Source organism: Kitasatospora sp. NBC_01539 (assembly GCF_045040525.1).
Taxonomy (GTDB): Bacteria; Actinomycetota; Actinomycetes; order Streptomycetales; family Streptomycetaceae; genus Kitasatospora.
Genome location: NZ_CP109390.1, coordinates 3,669,925 through 3,689,427 on the forward strand (window position 1 = coordinate 3,669,925; position 19,503 = coordinate 3,689,427).

At 74.8% G+C, this 19,503-nt stretch carries 21 protein-coding genes; 13 read left to right on the forward strand and 8 right to left on the reverse strand.

Annotated elements, in window-relative coordinates; translation table 11 throughout:
- The first annotated feature begins 150 nt into the window (after positions 1-150).
- From OG335_RS15555 to OG335_RS15565, 3 genes are all read left to right on the forward strand, one after another.
- Entirely contained in the window at positions 151-807 is a 657-nt protein-coding gene (locus OG335_RS15555) for a TetR/AcrR family transcriptional regulator (RefSeq protein WP_405011706.1), read from the forward strand.
- Between the two features lie 124 nt (positions 808-931).
- Positions 932-1,159, forward strand: a complete 228-nt coding sequence (locus OG335_RS15560; RefSeq protein WP_405011707.1) for a DUF3107 domain-containing protein — start codon at positions 932-934, stop codon at positions 1,157-1,159.
- A 164-nt stretch (positions 1,160-1,323) separates the two neighbouring features.
- Complete coding sequence (locus OG335_RS15565) at positions 1,324-1,608, forward strand: hypothetical protein (RefSeq protein ID WP_405011708.1); 285 nt, start codon at positions 1,324-1,326, stop codon at positions 1,606-1,608.
- Positions 1,609-1,661: 53 nt separating this feature from the next.
- Here the strand turns inward: OG335_RS15565 and OG335_RS15570 are convergent, their stop codons facing one another.
- On the reverse strand, positions 1,662-2,381 hold the full coding sequence (locus OG335_RS15570; protein ID WP_405011709.1) for a ferritin-like fold-containing protein: 720 nt from the start codon (positions 2,379-2,381) through the stop codon (positions 1,662-1,664).
- A 592-nt stretch (positions 2,382-2,973) separates the two neighbouring features.
- Here OG335_RS15570 and OG335_RS15575 point away from each other — a divergent pair.
- The 5 genes from OG335_RS15575 to OG335_RS15595 all read left to right on the forward strand — a co-directional run bounded on the left by OG335_RS15575 (position 2,974) and on the right by OG335_RS15595 (position 8,113).
- A complete protein-coding gene (locus OG335_RS15575) occupies positions 2,974-4,800 on the forward strand; it encodes a DEAD/DEAH box helicase (RefSeq protein WP_405011710.1) in 1,827 nt (608 codons plus the stop codon).
- Positions 4,801-4,934: 134 nt separating this feature from the next.
- Positions 4,935-5,792, forward strand: a complete 858-nt coding sequence (locus OG335_RS15580; RefSeq protein ID WP_405011711.1) for an alpha/beta fold hydrolase — start codon at positions 4,935-4,937, stop codon at positions 5,790-5,792.
- A 350-nt stretch (positions 5,793-6,142) separates the two neighbouring features.
- Entirely contained in the window at positions 6,143-6,289 is a 147-nt protein-coding gene (locus OG335_RS15585; RefSeq protein ID WP_405011712.1) for a hypothetical protein, read from the forward strand.
- A gap of 231 nt (positions 6,290-6,520) precedes the next feature.
- On the forward strand, positions 6,521-7,159 hold the full coding sequence (locus OG335_RS15590) for a DUF6758 family protein (protein ID WP_405011713.1): 639 nt from the start codon (positions 6,521-6,523) through the stop codon (positions 7,157-7,159).
- Between the two features lie 105 nt (positions 7,160-7,264).
- A complete protein-coding gene (locus OG335_RS15595) occupies positions 7,265-8,113 on the forward strand; it encodes a PHP domain-containing protein (protein WP_405011714.1) in 849 nt (282 codons plus the stop codon).
- A 117-nt stretch (positions 8,114-8,230) separates the two neighbouring features.
- On the opposite strand, the gene OG335_RS15600 is transcribed toward OG335_RS15595, so the two are convergent.
- Positions 8,231-8,878, reverse strand: a complete 648-nt coding sequence (locus OG335_RS15600; protein WP_405011715.1) for a suppressor of fused domain protein — start codon at positions 8,876-8,878, stop codon at positions 8,231-8,233.
- 407 nt (positions 8,879-9,285) lie between these two features.
- Here OG335_RS15600 and corA point away from each other — a divergent pair, with 407 nt between their 5' ends.
- Complete coding sequence (corA, locus tag OG335_RS15605) at positions 9,286-10,398, forward strand: magnesium/cobalt transporter CorA (RefSeq protein WP_405011716.1); 1,113 nt, start codon at positions 9,286-9,288, stop codon at positions 10,396-10,398.
- 73 nt (positions 10,399-10,471) lie between these two features.
- Here the strand turns inward: corA and OG335_RS15610 are convergent, their stop codons facing one another.
- The gene (locus OG335_RS15610) at positions 10,472-11,422 is read right to left on the reverse strand and encodes a DMT family transporter (RefSeq protein WP_405011717.1); all 951 of its coding nucleotides are present in this window, start codon (positions 11,420-11,422) and stop codon (positions 10,472-10,474) included.
- 199 nt (positions 11,423-11,621) lie between these two features.
- Here OG335_RS15610 and OG335_RS15615 point away from each other — a divergent pair, with 199 nt between their 5' ends.
- The 4 genes from OG335_RS15615 (at position 11,622) to OG335_RS15630 (ending at position 15,467) form a co-directional block, all read left to right on the forward strand.
- Positions 11,622-12,161: a hypothetical protein gene (locus OG335_RS15615; RefSeq protein WP_405011718.1), complete on the forward strand. Its 540-nt coding sequence runs from the start codon at positions 11,622-11,624 to the stop codon at positions 12,159-12,161.
- A gap of 176 nt (positions 12,162-12,337) precedes the next feature.
- Entirely contained in the window at positions 12,338-13,615 is a 1,278-nt protein-coding gene (locus OG335_RS15620; RefSeq protein ID WP_405011719.1) for a magnesium transporter MgtE N-terminal domain-containing protein, read from the forward strand.
- The gene (locus tag OG335_RS15625) at positions 13,605-14,228 is read left to right on the forward strand and encodes a DUF1003 domain-containing protein (protein WP_405011720.1); all 624 of its coding nucleotides are present in this window, start codon (positions 13,605-13,607) and stop codon (positions 14,226-14,228) included. Before OG335_RS15620 ends, OG335_RS15625 begins: the two co-directional genes overlap by 11 nt.
- Positions 14,229-14,306: 78 nt before the next feature.
- Entirely contained in the window at positions 14,307-15,467 is a 1,161-nt protein-coding gene (locus OG335_RS15630; RefSeq protein WP_405011721.1) for an Mrp/NBP35 family ATP-binding protein, read from the forward strand.
- 69 nt (positions 15,468-15,536) lie between these two features.
- On the opposite strand, the gene OG335_RS15635 is transcribed toward OG335_RS15630, so the two are convergent.
- The 5 genes from OG335_RS15635 to sigE form a co-directional block, all read right to left on the reverse strand.
- The gene (locus OG335_RS15635) at positions 15,537-15,848 is read right to left on the reverse strand and encodes a hypothetical protein (protein WP_405011722.1); all 312 of its coding nucleotides are present in this window, start codon (positions 15,846-15,848) and stop codon (positions 15,537-15,539) included.
- A 154-nt stretch (positions 15,849-16,002) separates the two neighbouring features.
- Positions 16,003-16,680: a hypothetical protein gene (locus tag OG335_RS15640; RefSeq protein ID WP_405011723.1), complete on the reverse strand. Its 678-nt coding sequence runs from the start codon at positions 16,678-16,680 to the stop codon at positions 16,003-16,005.
- Positions 16,681-16,905: 225 nt separating this feature from the next.
- Positions 16,906-17,322, reverse strand: coding sequence for a sec-independent translocase (locus OG335_RS15645; protein ID WP_405011724.1), 417 nt, complete (start codon positions 17,320-17,322; stop codon positions 16,906-16,908).
- A 142-nt stretch (positions 17,323-17,464) separates the two neighbouring features.
- A complete protein-coding gene (locus OG335_RS15650) occupies positions 17,465-18,514 on the reverse strand; it encodes a zf-HC2 domain-containing protein (protein WP_405011725.1) in 1,050 nt (349 codons plus the stop codon).
- The gene (sigE, locus tag OG335_RS15655) at positions 18,511-19,224 is read right to left on the reverse strand and encodes an RNA polymerase sigma factor SigE (RefSeq protein ID WP_405015414.1); all 714 of its coding nucleotides are present in this window, start codon (positions 19,222-19,224) and stop codon (positions 18,511-18,513) included. Before sigE ends, OG335_RS15650 begins: the two co-directional genes overlap by 4 nt.
- Between the last annotated feature and the right edge of the window lie 279 nt (positions 19,225-19,503).

The following is a 19,503-nucleotide window of genomic DNA, read 5'->3' on the forward strand; positions in this document are numbered from 1 at the left end:
CCCTCGGACACGGCGCACGCTGGTCGTATTGTGGGCTCCCGACAAGCCTGTTTCTACGCTTTACTCGGCTTCCGCAGGCGCAGATCCGGTTACCGAAAAGTAGACTCAAGGCCCTGCCGGGTACGCCCAAACCGTGAAGTGAGGACCGCCGTGACGGCCATCCAGGAGGCGCAGGAGCGTCCGCGAGGTGCTCGCCTGCCGCGAAGCGCCCGCCGTGAACAGCTGCTCGGAGCCGCCCAGGAGGTGTTCGTCGCCCAGGGCTACCACGCCGCGGCCATGGACGACATCGCCGACCGCGCCGGGGTCAGCAAGCCCGTGCTCTACCAGCACTTCCCCGGAAAGCTGGAGCTCTACCTCGCCCTGCTCGACAAGCACTGCGACTCCCTGGTCGACGCCACCCGCAACGCGCTGGAGGCGACCACCGACAACAAGCAGCGCGTGGCCGCGACGATGGAGGCGTACTTCCACTACGTCTCCAGCGAGTCGGGCGCGTTCCGGCTGGTCTTCGAGTCGGACCTGACCAACGAGCCGGCCGTCCGCGAGCGGGTCGAGCGGGCCTCGGACATGAGCGCCACGCTCGTCAGCAAGGTCATCGCCGAGGACACCGACCTCCCGGAGGCCGAGTCGAAGCTGCTGGCCGCCGGGGTCTGCGGGCTGGCGCAGATCACCGCCCGCTACTGGCTCTCGCAGGGCCGGGAGATCCCGCAGGACGAGGCGGTGCGACTGGTGGCCAGCCTGGCCTGGCGCGGGCTGAAGGGCTTCCCGATGCACCCGACCGACGGCAGCGGTCCCGAGGGCGGCGAGTAGCGATCTCCCGACCTTCGCCGCACGGCCGATCCGGTGCTCTAAGGTGAAGCCGTACGGCGCGGTGACCTCGGACATCCGTCCGAACAGCGCGCGTGAATGGCTGCAACCCGGAGGGACGGAAGCCGTGGAGGTCAAGATCGGCGTGCAGAACGCGCCCCGAGAGATCGTTCTCGAGAGCCCGCAGACTGCCGACGAGGTCGAGAGCGCGATCGCCAAGGCGCTGGAGGGCACGTCCAAGCTCCTGGTGCTGGCGGACGAGCACGGCCGCCGCATCATCGTCCCCGCCGAGCGCCTGGCGTACGTGGAGATCGGCGAGCAGGCCGTCCGCAAGGTCGGTTTCGGCACGCTCTGACGCAGGACGACGTACCCGGTGCCCCGGCCCTCCCCGTGAGGGCCGGGGCACCGTGGCGTCCGCGGACCGCGCGGGTGGGATCGTCCCGCGCACGCGTACCGACCCGCACCTGCGGGTATGGCCGGAACGAAGCACCGTGCCGTACGACCCCCGGGAGGCCGCCCGTGCTCGTCGAGACCGTCGCCTACGTCCTCATCGGCCTGGCCGTGGGGGCGGGCGCCCTCGTGCTGCTGCCGGAGTACTTCCCCGCGCCCCGCGTGCTGACGGCCGCCACCGCGGTGGTCGCCGCCCTGCTCGCCGGCCTGATCTCCCGCTACGCCCTGGACGGGCACGGCACCGGCCTGTCGATCGCCGTCAGCGCCGTCTGCTCCGGCCTGCTGGTCTCCGTGCTGGCCCGGCCCGACCTCGCCGCCCGCCCCGGCGGCCACCGCCGGCACCGCCCCGCCTGAAGGGGGCTCCGCCGGCGGCGCCGCGACCGCAGCCAGGGCGTGTCGGACACGCCCTAGGAGGCCAGCCCCAGGGCGGCCATCCGCCGGGTGTGCGCCTCGGTGATCCGGGTGAACATCTTGCCGACCTCGACCAGGTCGAAGCCCTGCACCGACGCGCCGCCGACCAGCAGGTTCGACAGGGCGTCGCGCTCGGCGACGACCCGCTGCGCCTGGCTGAGCGCCTCCCCCATCAGCCGCCGGCCCCAGAGGGCGAGCCGCCCGCCGACCCGCGGGTCGTCCGTGATGGCCTGCCGCACGCGGTCCACCGCGAACTGCGCGTGCCCGGTGTCCGCCATGACGCCGAGCACGAGGTCGCGGGTGTCGTCGTCGAGCCGGACGGCCACCTCGCGGTAGAAGTCCGTGGCGATCGAGTCGCCGACGTACGCCTTGACCAGGCCCTCCAGCCAGTCGGACGGCGCGGTCAGCCGGTGGAAGGCCTCCAGCGGCTCGACGAACGGGGTCATCACCTCGGTCGGGTCCGCCCCGACCTCGGCCAGCCGGTCGTGCAGCTGCTGGTAGTGGTGGAACTCCGCGGACGCCATCCGCGCCAGCGCCGCCTTGTCGGTCAGGCCGGGCGCGAACTTCGCGTCCTCGGCCAGCCGCTCGAACGCGCTCAGCTCGCCGTACGCCAGCGCGCCGAGCAGGTCGAGCACCGCGGCGCGGTAGCCGGGGTCGCCCGAGCAGGCCGCCCAGTCGCCGATCGACGCGACATCGCCAGATTCCTGTGACTCCATGGTCCGCCACCCTAGCCGGGCCCGCGGATGACCGAGTAAGGCGCGTCACGTGTTCGAGTGGTCGCGCCCCTGTATGGTGGTAGTGAGGCCTGGTGTGATCGCGCGGCCCGCCGGAGGACGGCAGGCCGCGCAGACGTGCACAGCACGGACACCGCACCGGGCGCTCACGTACGCGGATGCCCGGTCGGAGACCCGATCGGCTCCGACCTTGGCTTGGACCCCAAGCCAGGCACCGCATCAGTGGCCGAGCGAGGGCCGCCGCGGACCGCGCCGCACGGCGCAGGTCCCGCGCCAGCCCCACACGGGATCCCTCCCCCACGCCGCCGGACGACGCGACCCGAGACGGGCCGCCCCGACCGGCAGGCGCACCGGGGCAGGCGCGGTTGTGCGACCCCGGCGATGACGGGCCCCCGGGCCCGCACGCGGTGGTCGCCCGCTGCTCATCCCTCGCTCTCGGCCCCCACATGGAAGAGGCAGCACCCTGTCCACCACCGATACCCCCAAGACCACCTTCCGCGATCTGGGCATCCTTCCGGAGACCGCGGAGGCGCTGGAGTCCGTCGGCATCCTGCACCCGTTCCCGATCCAGGAGATGACCCTCCCGGTCGCGCTGACCGGGCACGACGTCATCGGCCAGGCCAAGACCGGCACCGGCAAGACCCTCGGCTTCGGCCTGCCGCTCATCGAGCGGGCGGTCGTGCGCGCCGACGTGGACGCCGGCCGGGCCACCGAGGAGCAGCTCACCGACAGCCCGCAGGCGCTCATCGTGGTGCCCACCCGCGAGCTGTGCACCCAGGTCACCAACGACCTGCAGACCGCCGGCAAGGTCCGCAACGTCCGCGTCCTCGCGGTGTACGGCGGCCGTGCCTACGAGCCCCAGGTCGAGGCGCTCCGCAAGGGCGTCGACATCGTCGTCGGCACCCCGGGCCGTCTGCTCGACCTCGCCGGCCAGCGCAAGCTCGACCTCTCGAAGGTCCGCTCGCTGGTCCTCGACGAGGCCGACGAGATGCTCGACCTGGGCTTCCTGCCCGACGTCGAGAAGATCATCACGATGCTGCCGGCCAAGCGGCAGACGCTGCTCTTCTCGGCCACCATGCCGGGCCAGGTCATCAGCCTCGCCCGCCGGTACATGAGCCAGCCGACGCACATCCGTGCGGCCGCGCCGGACGACACCGGCACGACCGTCGCCAACATCGAGCAGCACATCTTCCGTGCGCACTCGCTGGACAAGGTCGAGGTCGTCTCGCGCATCCTGCAGGCCGACGGCCGCGGGCTCGTGATGATCTTCTGCCGCACCAAGCGCACCGCCGCGGACGTCGCCGAGCAGCTCACCAAGCGCGGCTTCGCCGCGGGCGCCGTCCACGGCGACCTCGGCCAGGGCGCCCGCGAGCAGGCCCTGCGGGCCTTCCGCAACGGCAAGGTCGACGTGCTGGTCTGCACCGACGTCGCCGCCCGCGGCATCGACGTCGAGGGCGTCACGCACGTCATCAACTACCAGTGCACCGACGACGAGAAGACCTACCTGCACCGGATCGGCCGCACCGGCCGCGCCGGCGCGTCGGGCACCGCCGTCACCCTCGTCGACTGGGACGACATCCCGCGCTGGCAGCTGATCAACAAGGCGCTGGACCTGCCGTTCACGGACCCGCCGGAGACCTACTCCACCTCCGCGCACCTCTACGAGCTGCTCAAGATCGCCCCGGGCACCACCGGTGTCCTGCCGCGCGCCGAGCGCACCCGCGCCGGCCTCGGTGCGGAGGAGGTCGAGGACCTCGGCGAGACCGGCGGCCGCGGCGCCCGTCCCCGCACCCGCGGGGGGCGGCCCGGCAGCGCCCCCGAGCCCGAGCCGGCCGCCGAGCGCCCCGCCCGCAAGGCCCGCGAGCGCCGGCGCACCCGCGGCGGCTCCGGCGAGACCGCCCCGGACACGGCCGTGACCGAGTCCTCGGACCTCCCGGACGCCCCCGCGGCGAACCCGGCGACGGCCGACCACACGGTGACCGAGGGCGACGCCGCACCGCGCCGCCGTCGCCGCCGCACCCGCACCACCGGCACGGACGGCGCGGAGACCGCGACGGACACCGCGGTGCAGGCGCCGGACGCCCCGGCGGCCGTCGCCACGGAGACGGCCCCCGCCGCGGAGGCCGTCGCCGCGGTGGAGACCGTCCCGGCCCCGCGCCGCCGCACCCGCGCCGCCGCCCCCAAGGCGGAGACCGCCGACACCGCGGCGGACGCCGCGGCCGAGGCCGTCACCGCACCCGCCCCGCGCCGCCGCACCCGCGCCAAGGCCGTCCCGGCCGAGGCCGCGACCGAGGCCGCCGGCACCGCGACGGAGACCGCCGAGGCGACCGGGGAGGCCCCGCGCCGCCGCACCCGCACCCGCCGCGCCGTCGCCCCGGCCGAGGCACCCGCGGAGAGCTGACCGCACCCGGAGGGCGGGTCCGATCGTGTCGATCGGACCCGCCCTCCGGCGCGTCCCGGCGGTGCACGGGGACGGCGGCGGCGGACGCCTAAGCTCGGAACGCCGTCACCCTCCGCGCCGCCTGGAGCACCGCCATGAGCACCCCGCCCTTCCTGACCCTGCCCGGCTGCGCGCGCGCCCTGCGCCTGTCCACCGGGCGGGGCGCGTTCGCCGCGCTGCTCGCGGAGCCGTCGGGGCCGGTGCGCGGCTCCGCCCTCCTCGTCCCCGGGTTCACCGGCAGCAAGGAGGACTTCATCGCGCTGCTGGAGCCGCTCGCCGCGGCCGGGTACCGGGTGGCCGCCGTCGACCAGCGCGGGCAGTACGAGACGGGCGGTCCTGCCGACCCGCGGCCGTACCGGGTGGAGGAGCTGGCGCAGGACGTCCTGGCGCTCTCCGCGGAGCTCGCCGGCCACGGGCCGCTGCACCTGCTCGGGCACTCGTTCGGCGGACACGTCGTCCGCGAGGCGGTGCTGGCCGCCGACGGGCCGCTGCCGTGGCGTTCGCTCACGCTGCTCTCCACCGGGCCGGGCGCCATCGACCCGACCGAGGCCGCGCGGACGAAGCTGCTGCTGGACGCCCTCCCGGTGATGGACCTCGCGGCGATCTGGCAGGTCATGCAGCAGATGGAGGAGGGCAGCGGCGGCCGGGCGGACCTGCATCCCGAGGTGGCGGCCTTCCTGGAGCGCCGCTGGCTCGCGAACGTGCCCGAGGCGCTGGCCGCGATGGGCGAGCACCTGGTGACCGCGCGGGACCGGGTCGCCGAGCTGGCCGGGGCCCCGCTGCCGGTCCAGGTGGTGTCGGGGGTGCGGGACTACGCCTGGCCGGTCGAGGAGCAGGCGGCGATGGCGCGGCGGCTGGACGCCCGGTACACCGCGGTGCCGGAGGCCGGGCACTCCCCCAACGCCGAGCAGCCGGCCGCCACGGCCGCGGCCCTGGCCGGTTTCTGGGGCTGAGCGGGCCTCCCGGGCGGCCGCCCGCAAAAGTCCAGGACAAAAACCTTTAGCTCGGGTAATATTTGACTCTGTCCGGGAATCGTTGCGCCGCAAGCGCGGTTGCCCCTCACGGCGGGATACGCCGAAACCAGGACTTCACGGACGGGCAACCGTCAGGAATCAGCAGTGCGGCACTGTGGAGCACCTGAGGCACTGTCGCCTCGGCGCACAGGCCGCACGGTCCGCGAGGGGGGACGATGCGGCCAGCAGCAGCCGCCGGACGACAGACCCAGCAGGAGCCGGCCGCCGACCATCCGGTCGACGGCCCGCCACAGCCGCCTCGGTCCACCGGGCCGGGAAGGGAGAGGCACATGCGTTTCGAGATCCTCCGACTGGACGACGCCTCCGGCGCCGCCACCGACCGACTGGTCGTCGACGCCGACACCGTCCGCCAGTACCTGAAGGACGCGGCCGCCACGGGCGAACGCCTGTACATCCGACCGTTCCCCAACGCGTGAACCGGTCCGGCCCGCACCGGGCCGGCCCTCCGCACCACCGACGCCCCGTCATCCTCCGAGGACGACGGGGCGTCAGTGCGCCGCCCCCGCGCACCCCGCGCGACCAGCGTGACGTTTGCCGCCCCCCGGGACGGGACATTTCCCAACGGGGCCGTGCCGCCCCGACGCGAGGCACCCCGTACGGGTGATCGTCCTTGACGCGGCGGTCCGGAGGGAGGAGCGTTGTCGGCTATGAGGGGCGAGCCAAGCTGCCCGAGGTGCGCCGGTCGGGTCCGCGCCCCCGGTCTCTTCTCCGACACGTGGCAGTGCGACCGCCACGGCGACGTGCACCCGATGCAACCCGTGCTGCCGCCGAGCGTGGAGGCCTTGAACGTCGCGGTCGCCCGGTCCCAGGTGCCGGTCTGGCTGCCCTGGCCGCTGCCGGTCGGCTGGCTGTTCACCGGCATCGCCCACGTCGGTGACGACCTGTCGGGCGCCCGCGCCACTGCGGTCGCCTGCTCCGGCCCGGCACCGCTCGGCGGGTTCGGCGAGCTGGTGCTCGTCGCGGAGGAGCTCGGGGTCGGCCTCGGGGCCCGGTACGCCGGCCTGTCCGGTCCCGACCCCGGCGAGTCGGTCTCGCTGTACAAGCCCGCCGACGCCAAGCTCATGGCCGCCGGGCGCCCCACCCCGATGTTCCACGTGCCCGACGCCCCCGACGACCGCGCCGTGTACGTCGGCGAGGCCCGCGGGCTCTGGCTGTGGGCGGTGGCGTGGCCCGAGCAGTCCGCCCTGCTCATGCACGACGAGCTGGTGCTCACCGACCTGCGCGACGCCGGCGCCGAGCTGGGGCTGCTGCCCTGCGGCGCCCTCACCCCGCGCCTCCTGGGCTGAACGGCCTCCACGGCCGGAGCCCCGGAGGCCCCGGCCCGCCGGTCTAAGCTGGGCGGCGCCGGGCAGCCGGCACCGCCCGCCCCCGAGGCCCCTGGAGCCCCGCCCGTGCGCATCGACCTGCACGCCCACAGCAACGCCTCCGACGGCACCGACAGCCCTGCCGAGCTGGTCGCGGCCGCGGTCGCGGCCGGCCTGGACGTCGTCGCGCTGACCGACCACGACACCGTCGCGGGGCATGCCGAGGCCGCCGAGGCCGTGCGCGGCACCGGACTGACCCTGGTGCCGGGCGCCGAACTCTCCTGCCACGTCGACGGCATCAGCCTGCACCTGCTGGCGTACCTCTTCGACCCGGCCGAGCCGGCCTTCGCCGCCGAGCGCGACCTCGTGCGCAACGACCGCTTCCGGCGCGGCCGCGCGATCGTCGAGCGGTGCCGGGAGCTCGGGGCGCCGATCAGCTGGGAGCAGGTCGAGCGGATCGCGGGCAACGGCTCGGTGGGCCGCCCGCACATCGCCAGTGCCCTCGTCGAGGCCGGCGTGGTCGCCACCGTCTCGGACGCCTTCACCGCCGAATGGCTGGCCAACGGCGGCCGGGCCGACGTCCGCAAGCACGAGACCGACCCGGCGACCGCCGTCCGGCTCGTCCGCGCGGCCGGCGGTGTGCCGGTGTTCGCGCACCCGGGCGCGGTGAAGCGCGGCCGTACGGTCTCCGACGAGGTGCTGGCCGATCTCGCGGCGGCCGGGCTCGGCGGGCTGGAGGTCGACCACATCGACCACGACGAGCCGACCCGCGCGCACCTGCGCGGCCTGGCCGGCGACCTCGGCCTCTTCACCACCGGGTCGAGCGACTACCACGGGCACCGCAAGACCGTGCGGCTCGGCGAGTTCACCACCGACCCCGCGGCGTACGAGGCACTGGTCGGCCAGGCGACCGGCGCGGCGCCGATCGCGGGCTGAGCCGGCCGCGGGGCGCGTGATTCGCGTCACGCCCCGGCGCTCACGGCACCGCGGCGGCGTGCGGACCGGCCGGACGCCCCGTGCCCGCGGCCGGCGCACGGACGACCCGCCGCCGGATCAGTCGAGCGGTACGCCGCGGCGGTCCGGGTCGCGCAGGTCGGTGCCGTGCCGCAGCCACCGCTCCTCCAGCGCGGCCGCGCCCTGGACGCGCTTGTGCGCCGCCTCGTTCGGGGTCATCGGGAGCAGCGGCAGGAAGCGCACCGGCTCGGCCGGGTCGGCGAGTTCGAGGTCGGCGACCAGGCCGCCGGGCTCGGCCACCAGGACCGAGGTGAACGGTGCGCCCTCCCACAGCGGCGCGCCGAGGTCGAGCGAGCCCCCGGGGGTCACGACCAGGCCCTCCACCTGCGGCGTCGCGGCGAAGGTGGCCAGCGTGCGGAGCACGTCGTCGCGCCCGCCGCGGACGGTGAGCACCAGCTCCGCGCGGGGGCCGCGCACCGGGTCGGCGACGGCCGCGGTGGGGTCGGCCATCGGGCTCACGGCCATGCCGAGGGTGGCGTAGCGCACGAGGCCCTCGGGGTCGGGGCCGAAGCGCAGCACCTCGATCCGTTCGGTGCCGAGGAAGGTCACCGCGGCCCGGCCGCTGCTCTCGCCGAAGGTGGTGAGCAGCCGCGCCTCGACGGCGGCCAGCACCGCGCTGCGGGAGAGCTCCGAGGAGCCGCCCGACGGGTCGGAGAAGTCGCCGAACAGCGGGAAATCGTGGGCCATGTCCGCGACCTTAGCGCCCCGGCGCGTCCGCTTTCGCGCACACCCCAGCGGCGGCGCACCGACAACTGTTAGTGTGGGCGGCTGGCTACCGGGGACACTGAACCCTGGAGCCGCGGCATGAAGGAGGTGGTTGCGGTGGATACCAGCCGACCATGCAGTACCGGCAGCTCTGCCCGGCCTGTCCTCCTCCTCCGCACCCGTCCCTGACGAGGTAACCGAGGCGGCGTCACACCCGGCCGGGAGAGCACCTTCCCGGGAGCCGAGGCGCCCAAACCGACTCTCCGTCGATTTTCCGCGGAGACGCGGGGCCTCCGTCGGCAGCCCGGTACATCCATCGGTGTTCCTCGCCGTCGCACCACGGCCGTCACCGCCTGCCGTGCGGCGGTTCCTGCCCCAGGGAGCCTGCCATGTCGATGATCAACAACCTGCGCGCGGCCGTCCGTCCGAACCGCCGCCGCGACACCTCCTTCGACACCCTGCGTCCGGGCCACGCCCCGTCGGCGGTCGTCGACTGCGCCGTGTACCAGGACGGCAAGCGGGTCGGCGAGAGCTGCAGCCCGCGCGAGGCCGTCCAGCGGGTCAAGCTGTGCCGCCAGCAGGACGCCGGATCGTTCAGCTGGATCGGCCTGCACGAGCCCACCGAGGCGGAGTTCGAGGGCATCGCGCAGCGCTTCGGCCTGCACCCGCTGGCCGTCGAGGACGCGGTGCACGCGCACCAGCGCCCGAAGGTCGAGCGGTACGACGACGTGCTGTTCGCCGTCTTCAAGACGATCCGGTACGTCGAGCACGACCAGCTCACGCCGACCAGCGAGGTGGTCGAGACGGGCGAGCTGATGGTCTTCGTCGGCCAGGACTTCGTCATCACCGTCCGGCACGGCGGGCACAGCGCGCTGAAGGAGCTGCGGCACCGGCTGGAGGCCGACACGGACGGCAGCGGGCTGCTCGCCAAGGGTCCGTCCGCGGTGCTGCACGCGATCGCCGACCTCGTGGTCGACAACTACCTGTTGGTCGCGGACCGGCTGCAGAACGACGTCGACGAGGTCGAGTTCGACGTCTTCACCGCCAAGGCGGGCCGCGGCGCGGACGTCGGCCGGGTCTACCAGCTCAAGCGCGAGGTGCTGGAGTTCAAGCGGGCGGTGACACCGCTGCTGCGTCCGATGCAGCTGCTCTCCGAGCCGATCCAGCGGCTGATCGACCCGGACATCCAGAAGTACTTCCGCGACGTCGCCGACCACCTGGCGCGGGTGACCGAGCAGGTGCACGGCTTCGACGAACTGCTGAACTCGCTGCTCCAGGCGAACCTCGCGCAGGTGTCGGTCGCGCAGAACGAGGACATGCGCAAGATCACCGCCTGGGCGGCGATCTTCGCCGTCCCGACCATGATCACCGGCATCTACGGCATGAACTTCGACTACATGCCCGAGCTGCACCACACGTACGGCTACCCGCTCGTGCTGGGCAGCGTCGCGCTGATCTGTGTGGCGATGTACCGCGGCTTCCGCCGCAACGGCTGGCTCTGACCCCTGCCGCGCGCTCCGGCCCTCCGCCGCGCTCCGGCCCTCCGCCGCGCTCCCGCTCGGCGGACCGCGGGCGTCAGGGGCGGCCGCGCCCGCCGCGGGCGACCAGCACCAGGCCCACGAGGATCAGGCCGACCGCCGGGTACGCCGCCGCCGGCGGCCACTGCCCCAGCCACACGGCCGCGATCAGCGCCGCGCCCGGGGTCTCCAGCAGGATCGCCGTCGAGGTGATCGACGGGCCCAGGGTGCGCACCACCCGGTTGCTCAGCGAGTGCCCGAGCAGCTGGGCCGCCACCATCAGCAGCGCGATCTGCCACCACACGCCGGCCGGCCAGCCCGCCAGCGGGGTGCCGGCCGCCAGGCAGACGCCGAGCAGGGCGACCGCGGTCGTGGTGTAGCAGACCAGGGTGTAGGCCGTGGTGCTGACGGTGCGCCGCACCTCGGCGCCGAGCAGCATGTACCCGGCCGCCGCGGCACCCGCGGCCAGGGCCAGGGCGTCACCGAGCAGGGCCCGCGGCGAGAGCGTGAGGTCGACACCGGTGAGCACCAGCACTCCGGCGAACGCCACGCAGACGCCCAGCCAGACCGCGCGCGGCGGCCGGGTGCCCGCGAGCCGCATCATCAGGATGGCCCAGAGCGGGGTGGTGGTGACCAGCGCGGTCGAGGAGGCGACCGAGGTCATCCGCAGACTCGGCATCCACAGCGCGAAGTGCAGGGCCAGCAGCAGCCCGGCCGCCGCCGCGAGCACCAGCGCCCGCCGGCCGATGCCGCGGAGTTCGGCGCGGTGCCGGAACAGCGCGTACGGGCCCAGCACCCCGACCGACATGAGGTTGCGCCAGAACGCGATGGCCAGCGCGGGGGCGGCCGTGGCGCTGATCAGCGGGGCGGAGAGCGAGATGCCGGCGATGGAGACGCCCAGGAGCAGCAGGTCCGTCCTGGGCAGTGCGGCCCCGCCCGGGGCGGGGGCGGGCCTCACGCTCGCGGGGGCGGTGGTGGCGGGCCGGGCTGGCACGGCGCTCCTCGACATCGACGGGGCGGACGGACGGGCGGGCAGGCGGACGGCCGAGCGACCGGCCGACGAGCCGACCGGACAGGCGGAAGGGCCGCCGGGCCGACCGTCCAAAGGTAAGGGCTCAAATACTCCCACGGAACTGTCATTCCGGTGGGTGGGACGCTCTCCGGACGGCCCTCCGGCCGCCGGGCCGCCAGGCCGTACGCTGTGGACCATGGAGCGTTTGACGACCACCGCAGAGGACTTCCAGGACCGCGCCCTGCTGGAGGAGGCGGCCAAGAAGTCCGGCCTGCTCTGGGTGCGCGCCGACGGGCAGGAGCAGAGCCGGGCCCTGTGGCACGCCTGGCACGACGGCGCGGTGGTGGTCGTCGGCGACGGCGCCGAACAGCCGCTGCACGGCCTGCGGGCGGGCGCCGCCGCGGTGGTGACGGTCCGCAGCAAGGACAAGGGCGGCCGGCTGACCGGCTGGCCCGCCACCGTCACCGAGCTCGCCCCGCACGGCGAGGCCTGGCTCGGTGCCGTCGAGGAGCTCAAGGGCAAGCGGCTCAACGCCCCCGACACCGACACCATCGGCGACCGCTGGGCCCGCGAGTGCCGGGTGCTCCGGCTGGAGCCGTCCGGCCCCCTCGCCGAACGCCCCGGTGCCATGCCCGACACCTCGCACACCGCCGTGCCGATGCCGAGCCCGGCCACCACCCGCCGGCCCGCCCCGGCCGGCCTGCCCCGGCTGCTGCTGAAGCGCCGCAAGGGCTGACCCCGCCCGGCCCCCACGGCCGTGCCGTGCGGCCCGGCACCCCCGGGCCGCCCGCGGGTTCCTGCCGGGCTGCCCCGCACTCCCCCGGGTAGCCTTGGCGCGGAACCGACGGGGCACCGACGGCACACCGTCGGCGCCGACCCACGGGCCGCCACGGGAGAGGAGAGGGGAAGCCGATGGCAGGACCAGGCAGCCGGGTCTTCATCTCGCACCTCTCCGGAATCGCGGTCTTCGACCCGAACGGCGACCAGGTCGGCCGCGTCCGCGACGTGGTCGTCTCGCTGCGCCTCGGCGGCCGCCCGCCCCGCGTGCTGGGACTGGTCGTCGAGGTGATCGGGCGCCGCCGCATCTTCCTGCCGATGACCCGGGTCACCAGCCTGGAGTCCGGCCAGGTGCTCACCACCGGCGTCATCAACATGCGCCGCTTCGAGCAGCGGACCTCCGAGACGCTGGTGCTGGCCGAGCTCCTGGACCGCACCGTGCAGCGCACCAAGACGGAGGAGGAGGTCACCGTCCTCGACGTCGCGATGGTGCAGACCCGCGTCCGGGAGTGGGAGATCCGCAAGGTCTTCGTGCAGACCGGCCGGGTGAGCCGGCTGCGCAAGGCGCGCGGCGAGAGCCTCACCCTCGACTGGTCCGAACTCACCGGCTTCTCCCTCACAGAGGAGGGCCAGGGCGCGGCCAACCTGCTCGCCACCTTCGAGCAGCTGCGCCCCGCCGACCTCGCCAACGTGCTGCACCACCTCTCCGCCAAGCGCCGCGCCGAGGTCGCCGCCGCCCTCGACGACGACCGGCTCGCCGACGTCCTGGAGGAGCTGCCCGAGGACGACCAGGTGGAGATCATCGGCAAGCTCAAGGATGAGCGCGCCGCCGACGTGCTGGAGGCCATGGACCCGGACGACGCCGCCGATCTCCTCTCCGACCTCCCCGAGGAGGCCGCCGAGCGGCTGCTGCGCCTGATGGAGCCCGAGGACGCCGCCTCCGTGCGCCGCCTCCTCTCGTACGAGGAGGACACCGCGGGCGGGCTGATGACCACCGAGCCGATCGTGCTGGAACCCGACGCGACCGTCGCCGAGGCCCTCGCCCGGGTGCGGATCGCGGAGAACAAGCCCGCGCTCGCCGCCCAGATCTTCGTCTGCCGCCCGCCGAACGAGACGCCGACCGGCAAGTACCTGGGCACCGTGCACTTCCAGCGCCTGCTGCGCGAGCCGCCCTTCACCCTGGTCGGCTCGCTGGTCGACGACGACCTCGACCCGCTGCCGCCGGACACCCCGCTGCCCCTGGTCACCAGCTACCTCGCCGCGTACAACATGGTCGCCGCACCCGTCGTCGACGAGGCCGACCACCTGCTCGGCGCCGTCACCGTCGACGACGTGCTCGACCACCTGCTGCCGGAGGACTGGCGCGAGGCCTCGCTGCACGGCACCGAGAGCGAGGTCGTGCATGGACAGTGACCGCAAGCGCGGCCGCGAGGACACCCCGCGCCAGCGCATCCAGGGCGAGCTGCGGGAGCTGCGCCAGCTGCGCGAGCTCCGCGCCCGCGAGGGGGTGCGGCCGCAGCGCCCCGAGCCCGGCACCGGCCGCAGCCGGCTCGACCAGCCGCGCGCCGCCCGGCGCGGGCTCATCCCGATGCCGACCTACGACCCGGAGGCGTTCGGCAGGCTCTCCGAGCGGATCGCACGCTTCCTGGGCACCGGACGGTTCATCGTCTGGATGTCGGTCGTCGTCATCGTCTGGGTCGTGTGGAACACCCTCCTGCCGACCGTCGTGCGGTTCGACGAGTACCCGTTCATCTTCCTGACCCTGATGCTGTCGCTGCAGGCCTCGTACGCCGCTCCGCTGATCCTGCTCGCGCAGAACCGCCAGGACGACCGCGACCGCGTCAACATGGAGCAGGACCGCGCCCGCTCCGACCGGAACATCGCCGACACGGAGTACCTCACCCGCGAGGTGGCCGCCCTCCGGCAGGGCCTCGGCGAGGTCGCCACCCGCGACTTCGTCCGCTCCGAGCTGCAGTCGCTGCTCAAGGAGCTCGACGACCGCCGGGAGGCCCCGGACCGGGTGTGACCGGACGGGCCGCACCGTGTGACCGGGCGCACGCTACCGGCGGGTCGGGCCCCCGGCCCGGCGCCGTACCATCAAGGCATGGCCAACGAGACAGAGGTTGGGGCCGGCGTCACGGAGGAGTCCGTGCGCAAGGCCCTGGGGACCGTCCACGACCCGGAGATCAACCGTCCGATCACCGAGATCGGCATGGTGAAATCCGTCGAGATCGCCGACGGCGGCACGGTGAAGGTCGCGGTGTACCTCACCGTCTCCGGCTGTCCGATGCGCGAGACGATCACCAGCCGGGTGACCGAGGCGGTCGCGAAGCTGCCCGGCGTGACCGGTGTCGAGGTCGAGCTCGACGTGATGAGCGACGAGCAGCGCAAGGAGCTGTCGCAGCTGCTGCGCGGCGGCGCGCCCGAGCGCGAGATCCCCTTCGCCAAGCCGGGCACGCTGACCCGGGTGTACGCGGTCGCGTCCGGCAAGGGCGGTGTCGGCAAGTCCTCCGTGACGGTCAACCTCGCCGCCGCGATGGCCGCGGACGGCCTGAAGGTCGCCGTGGTCGACGCCGACATCTACGGCCACAGCGTGCCCCGCATGCTGGGGGTCGAGGGCCGGCCGACCCAGGTCCAGGACATGATCATGCCGCCGTCGGCGAACGGCGTGAAGGTCATCTCCATCGGCATGTTCACCCCCGGCAACGCACCCGTGGTGTGGCGCGGCCCGATGCTGCACCGCGCGCTGCAGCAGTTCCTCGCCGACGTCTACTGGGGCGACCTCGACGTCCTGCTGCTGGACCTGCCGCCCGGCACCGGCGACATCGCCATCTCGGTCGCGCAGCTGGTGCCCAACGCCGAGATCCTCATCGTCACCACCCCGCAGATGGCCGCCGCCGAGGTCGCCGAGCGGGCCGGCACCATCGCCCTGCAGACCCACCAGAAGATCGTCGGCGTCATCGAGAACATGTCGGGCATGCCCTGCCCGCACTGCGACGAGATGATCGACGTCTTCGGCACCGGCGGCGGCCAGATCGTCGCCGACGCCCTGACCCGCTCGGTCGGCGCGACCGTGCCGGTGCTCGGCTCGATCCCGATCGACGTCCGGCTGCGCGAGGGCGGCGACGACGGCCGCCCGGTCGTCCTGGCCGCACCCGACTCCCCGGCGGGCGCCGCCCTGCGCGCCGTCGCCGGCAAGCTCGGCGGCCGCCAGCGCGGCCTGTCGGGCCTCTCGCTGGGGCTCACCCCCAGGAACAAGTTCTGACGCGGTAGGCGGTCGGCCTGTCGGGGCCCCGGGAGCGGATCGCGCTCCCGGGGCCCCTGCCGTGCGCGGTCAGGTGGCGGTGCCGGGCCTGCACAGACGGCGCAGGGCGCGCACGGTCAGGACGAGCACGACCACCAGGAACAGCCCGCCCGCGGCATCGGCGGTCAGGACGACGGCACCGGGTGCGCCGAGCAGGGACGGCACGCGCCGCGTGAGCTCCGCCGACCCGACGGCCGCCGGCACCCATCCCGCGAGGAGGCGGGCCGCCCGTGCGGCCTCGGTGCCCGCCGCGAAGCGGGCGGTGACCCAGTGGTGGCCGACGGCGCCGAGCACCGCCATCGCACCGGCGAGCACCACCACGAGCCAGCCGGTCGCCTGCACGTGCGCTCCTCGTCCCGTCGCGGTGGTACGGACATTCTCCCGTCCTGCCGCGAGCGGGACGAGGAGCGCCCGGGGCCACGCGGCTCCGGGTCCGGCTCTCGGCGCCGGGGGCTCGGCGGCTCGGCGGCTCCTCCCGGGGGCTCCGGGCGGCCGCTCAGCGGCCGTTGTAGGCCGACAGCTGCGCGACCGTGCCGAAGCCGATGCCGTACGCGCTGACACCCCGCCCGTACGCGCCCAGGAGGACCCCCGGGGCCTCGCCGGCGAGCACCCAGCCGTACGCGGACTCGCGGTAGCGGAACTCCTGCGGGGCGCCGTTCACCGGCAGGGAGAGCACGGTCCAGCCGGGGCCCTCCAGGTCGTCGGCGAGGTCCCAGGCGAGGGCCGTCTGCTGGTCGAGCCAGTCCTGCCGCAGGGCACGGTCGAGCTGCCCCGGCGGGACGGTCGCGATCAGGCCGGACGCGGCCAGCCAGGCCGCGGAGGAGGCCGAGGTCGCCTCCAGCGTGCCGGTGTTGTCGGCACTGCGGCGTCCGGGCCTGCGGGCGACGGTGACCACGACGGCGAACCGGCCGGGCTCGCGCGCCTCGTAGGGGCGGGCCGGCTCGTCGCCGTGCCCGAGGGAGCCGTAGTCGGTGCCCGCGCCCTGCCCGGCCCGGCCTGCCCCGGCGGGCAGCAGCCAGCGGCGGCCCGTCCAGCCCTCGTCGAGGCCGTACCAGGGGAAGTCGGCCTCCAGGTAGGACGCCAGCGGGTCGGCGGGGCCCGCCTGTGCGCCCACCACGGGCGTCGTCCGCCCGTCGGGGGCGACCGCTCCGCCCGCTCGGCTCGTCACGTCCATCGCCGGCCTCCTCGTGCCCTTGTCACCGTGCGCGGTGCCGCCGCGGACCCGACGGGCGCACCGGGCGCCCGGCCGGGGCCGGCCGGCGACACGTCGTGGAACGACCGCCGGGCGCAGCGGGGGTGCTGCGGGCGGTCGACCTGAACACCATAGCGGCGGACACGGCGGCGCCCCGCGCGGTCGGTTCACCGGGCGGGGCGCCGGGGCGCGTCGGGGCGTCCCGTGTCAGGTGGCGTCGAGGTCGAAGGGCGGGCGCTCCCCGGTGGGGAGCGGCGCGCCGGCCTCGGCGGGCGCCTTCGTCATGTTGGCGGCGCCCGCGACCCGGGCGGGCGGCTCCTCGTTCAGCACGGACTTGATGTCGAGCCCGTCCTTGAGCTCCTTGAAGCCCAGCGGGTCCTCGTCACCGCCCATGAACTGCTTGCGGACGAAGGTCTTGGGGTGCAGGTCGGTGAACTCGAAGTCCTGGAACTCCGGGCCCAGCTCGCTGCGGATGTCGTCCTTGGCGCTGTCGGCGAAGGCCCGGACCTTGCGGATGAAGCCCATGGCGTCCTGGATGAGCTTGGGCAGCTTGTCCGGCCCGAAGATCACCACGGCCAGGATGGCCAGGGTGACGACCTCAAGAGGGCCTATGTCAGTGAACACGTACGCTCCCAGCTCCTGATCGACGCACCCGACGAGGTCGGCGGACAGCCGTCCGTACCAGGGTAATGGGCGGAGGTCCGTCTGTGACCCCGCAGCCTGCGGAATGCGGCCCGGACCACCCGGTGGCCGAACCGCCGCCCGCCTATCGGAGCAGGTTGTGCGGGCCGATCGGCCCTGCGCCGTACCCGCTGGACTGCGGCTGCGGGAAGCCCGCGGGCGGTGCCGAGGCGACCGCCGGGACGACCGGGAGGCTGGCGGGCAGCTGGGCGTTGACCGGGACGGCGGCGCCGCCCGGGTCGCTCACCGGGCTGACCCGGGTGCCGTGCTGTTCCTCGCCGCCGACGGCGGACGGGCCGCCGACACCGCCCAGGGTGACCGCGGCCACCGAGAACGCACCTGCGGCGGCGAACACGAAGCGGCGGCCGAAGGGCGAGGCCGGCCGGGGTGCCGCGGCGGCCGCGACGGGCTCCGGAAGGGCCGCGGGGCGACCGCGGGAGGGCAGGACGCCGCCCAGGCGTCCGCGCGCCTCGGTGAGGCTCCGCAGGGCCGCCGCGGGGCCGCTCGCCGGGGCCAGGTGCAGACGTCCGCCGGACTGCGGCAGCCCGGGCATGCCGGCGCGGGGGTCGACACCGGGAAGCGGTGCCCCGGCGCCGAGCGCGCCGGATCCGAACGAGGAGCCGGCGCCGCGGCCGAACGAGCCGCCGGTCAGCCGACTGCCGCCGAGGGTGGGCGCGGAGGCGGGCAGGGCCGGCCCGGCGCCCGGACCGCCGCCGGACTCGTCGTCGGGCGGCGCGGCCACCGCGAGCAGCCGCGCCATCAGCAGGGTGGAGGGGCCGGGGGTGTCCGTCCGGGCCAGCAGGTGCTTGACCGCGCGCGCCTCGTCGGCCTCGGCGAGGCAGTCGGGGCAGGTCGCGAGGTGGGACTGGACGCGCTCACGGGCGTCGTGGCCGAGCTCGCCGTCGAGGTAGGCGGAGAGCCGGTCGCCGAGATGGTGCCCGTCCGGGGGCTCGGCGGTGCGCATCGCGAGGACGCGCAGCTCGGCGACGGGTGCGTCGTCGGGCTGCCGGTCGTCCTGCGCCCGGCCGGGGGCGTGGTCGGTGCCGCGCCGGGCGAGCTGCGCCCACGACGGACCCCGGCGGGAGCGTCCGGCCGGCTCGGGCCGGCCGTCGCCCGCGGGGCCGACGGCGCTCACGAGCCCCTCCGGTCCAGTCCGCCGGCAGCGCCGGGCTCGGCGCCCACCACGACGGGCTCGGCGGAGCCGCCGCGGCGCAGGCGGCCGGGGGCGGCGTTCGGTGCGCGGTGCTTGAGGGCGGCGCGCAGGTGCGAGCGTCCGCGGTGGATGCGGCTGCGGACGGTGCCGAGCTTGACGCCGAGGGTGGCGGCGATCTCCTCGTAGGAGAGGCCCTCGATGTCGCAGAGCACGACGGCGGCACGGAACTCGGGCGCGAGGGTGTCCAGCGCCTGCTGGACGTCGGCGTCGAAGTGGGTGTCGCTGAAGTGCTGGGCCGGGCTGGGCTCGCGGCTGGGGAGCCGCTCGGCGGCGTCCTCGCCGAGGGCGTCGAAGCGGATCCGCTGGCGGCGGCGCACCATGTCGAGGAACAGGTTGGTGGTGATGCGGTGCAGCCAGCCCTCGAAGGTGCCGGGCGTGTAGGTCGAGAGCGAACGGAAGACCCGGACGAAGACCTCCTGCGTGAGGTCCTCGGCGTCGTGCTGATTGCCCGTCAGCCGGTAGGCCAGGCGGTAGACGCGGGCGCTGTGCGCCTCGACGATCTCCTCCCAGGAGGGCGGGGTCCAGCTCTGCGCGTCGGGGCCCTCGGCGAAGGTGGCGACCACGGCGGGCTCGGCCGCCGTGTCGTGGGCCGCGGGCTGTGCGTCCAGGGGGGTGTGCGCGGGCTGGTTCATCACGGGCTTCGGCGTACGGGCCGACGAGGTGCCGCGGACGTGCCGCCGCACGGGGACGTCGCCCTCGGCCACACCTCCTCGGTCGGCTCTTCTGCCCAGCAGGGCCACCACCATATCCACCTCGCCCGTCAGATCCGGATAAAGTGCACGACCGCCGTCCGTGCGGGCTCCCGGCCCGCCGCTCCGGCGTCGTACGTACCCCGATCGCCAAGTCCTGTCCCACTCAACGGCCCGCCGAGGAACGCGGTTCCCGGGCGGCCAGTAATCTGTGGCTGAAAA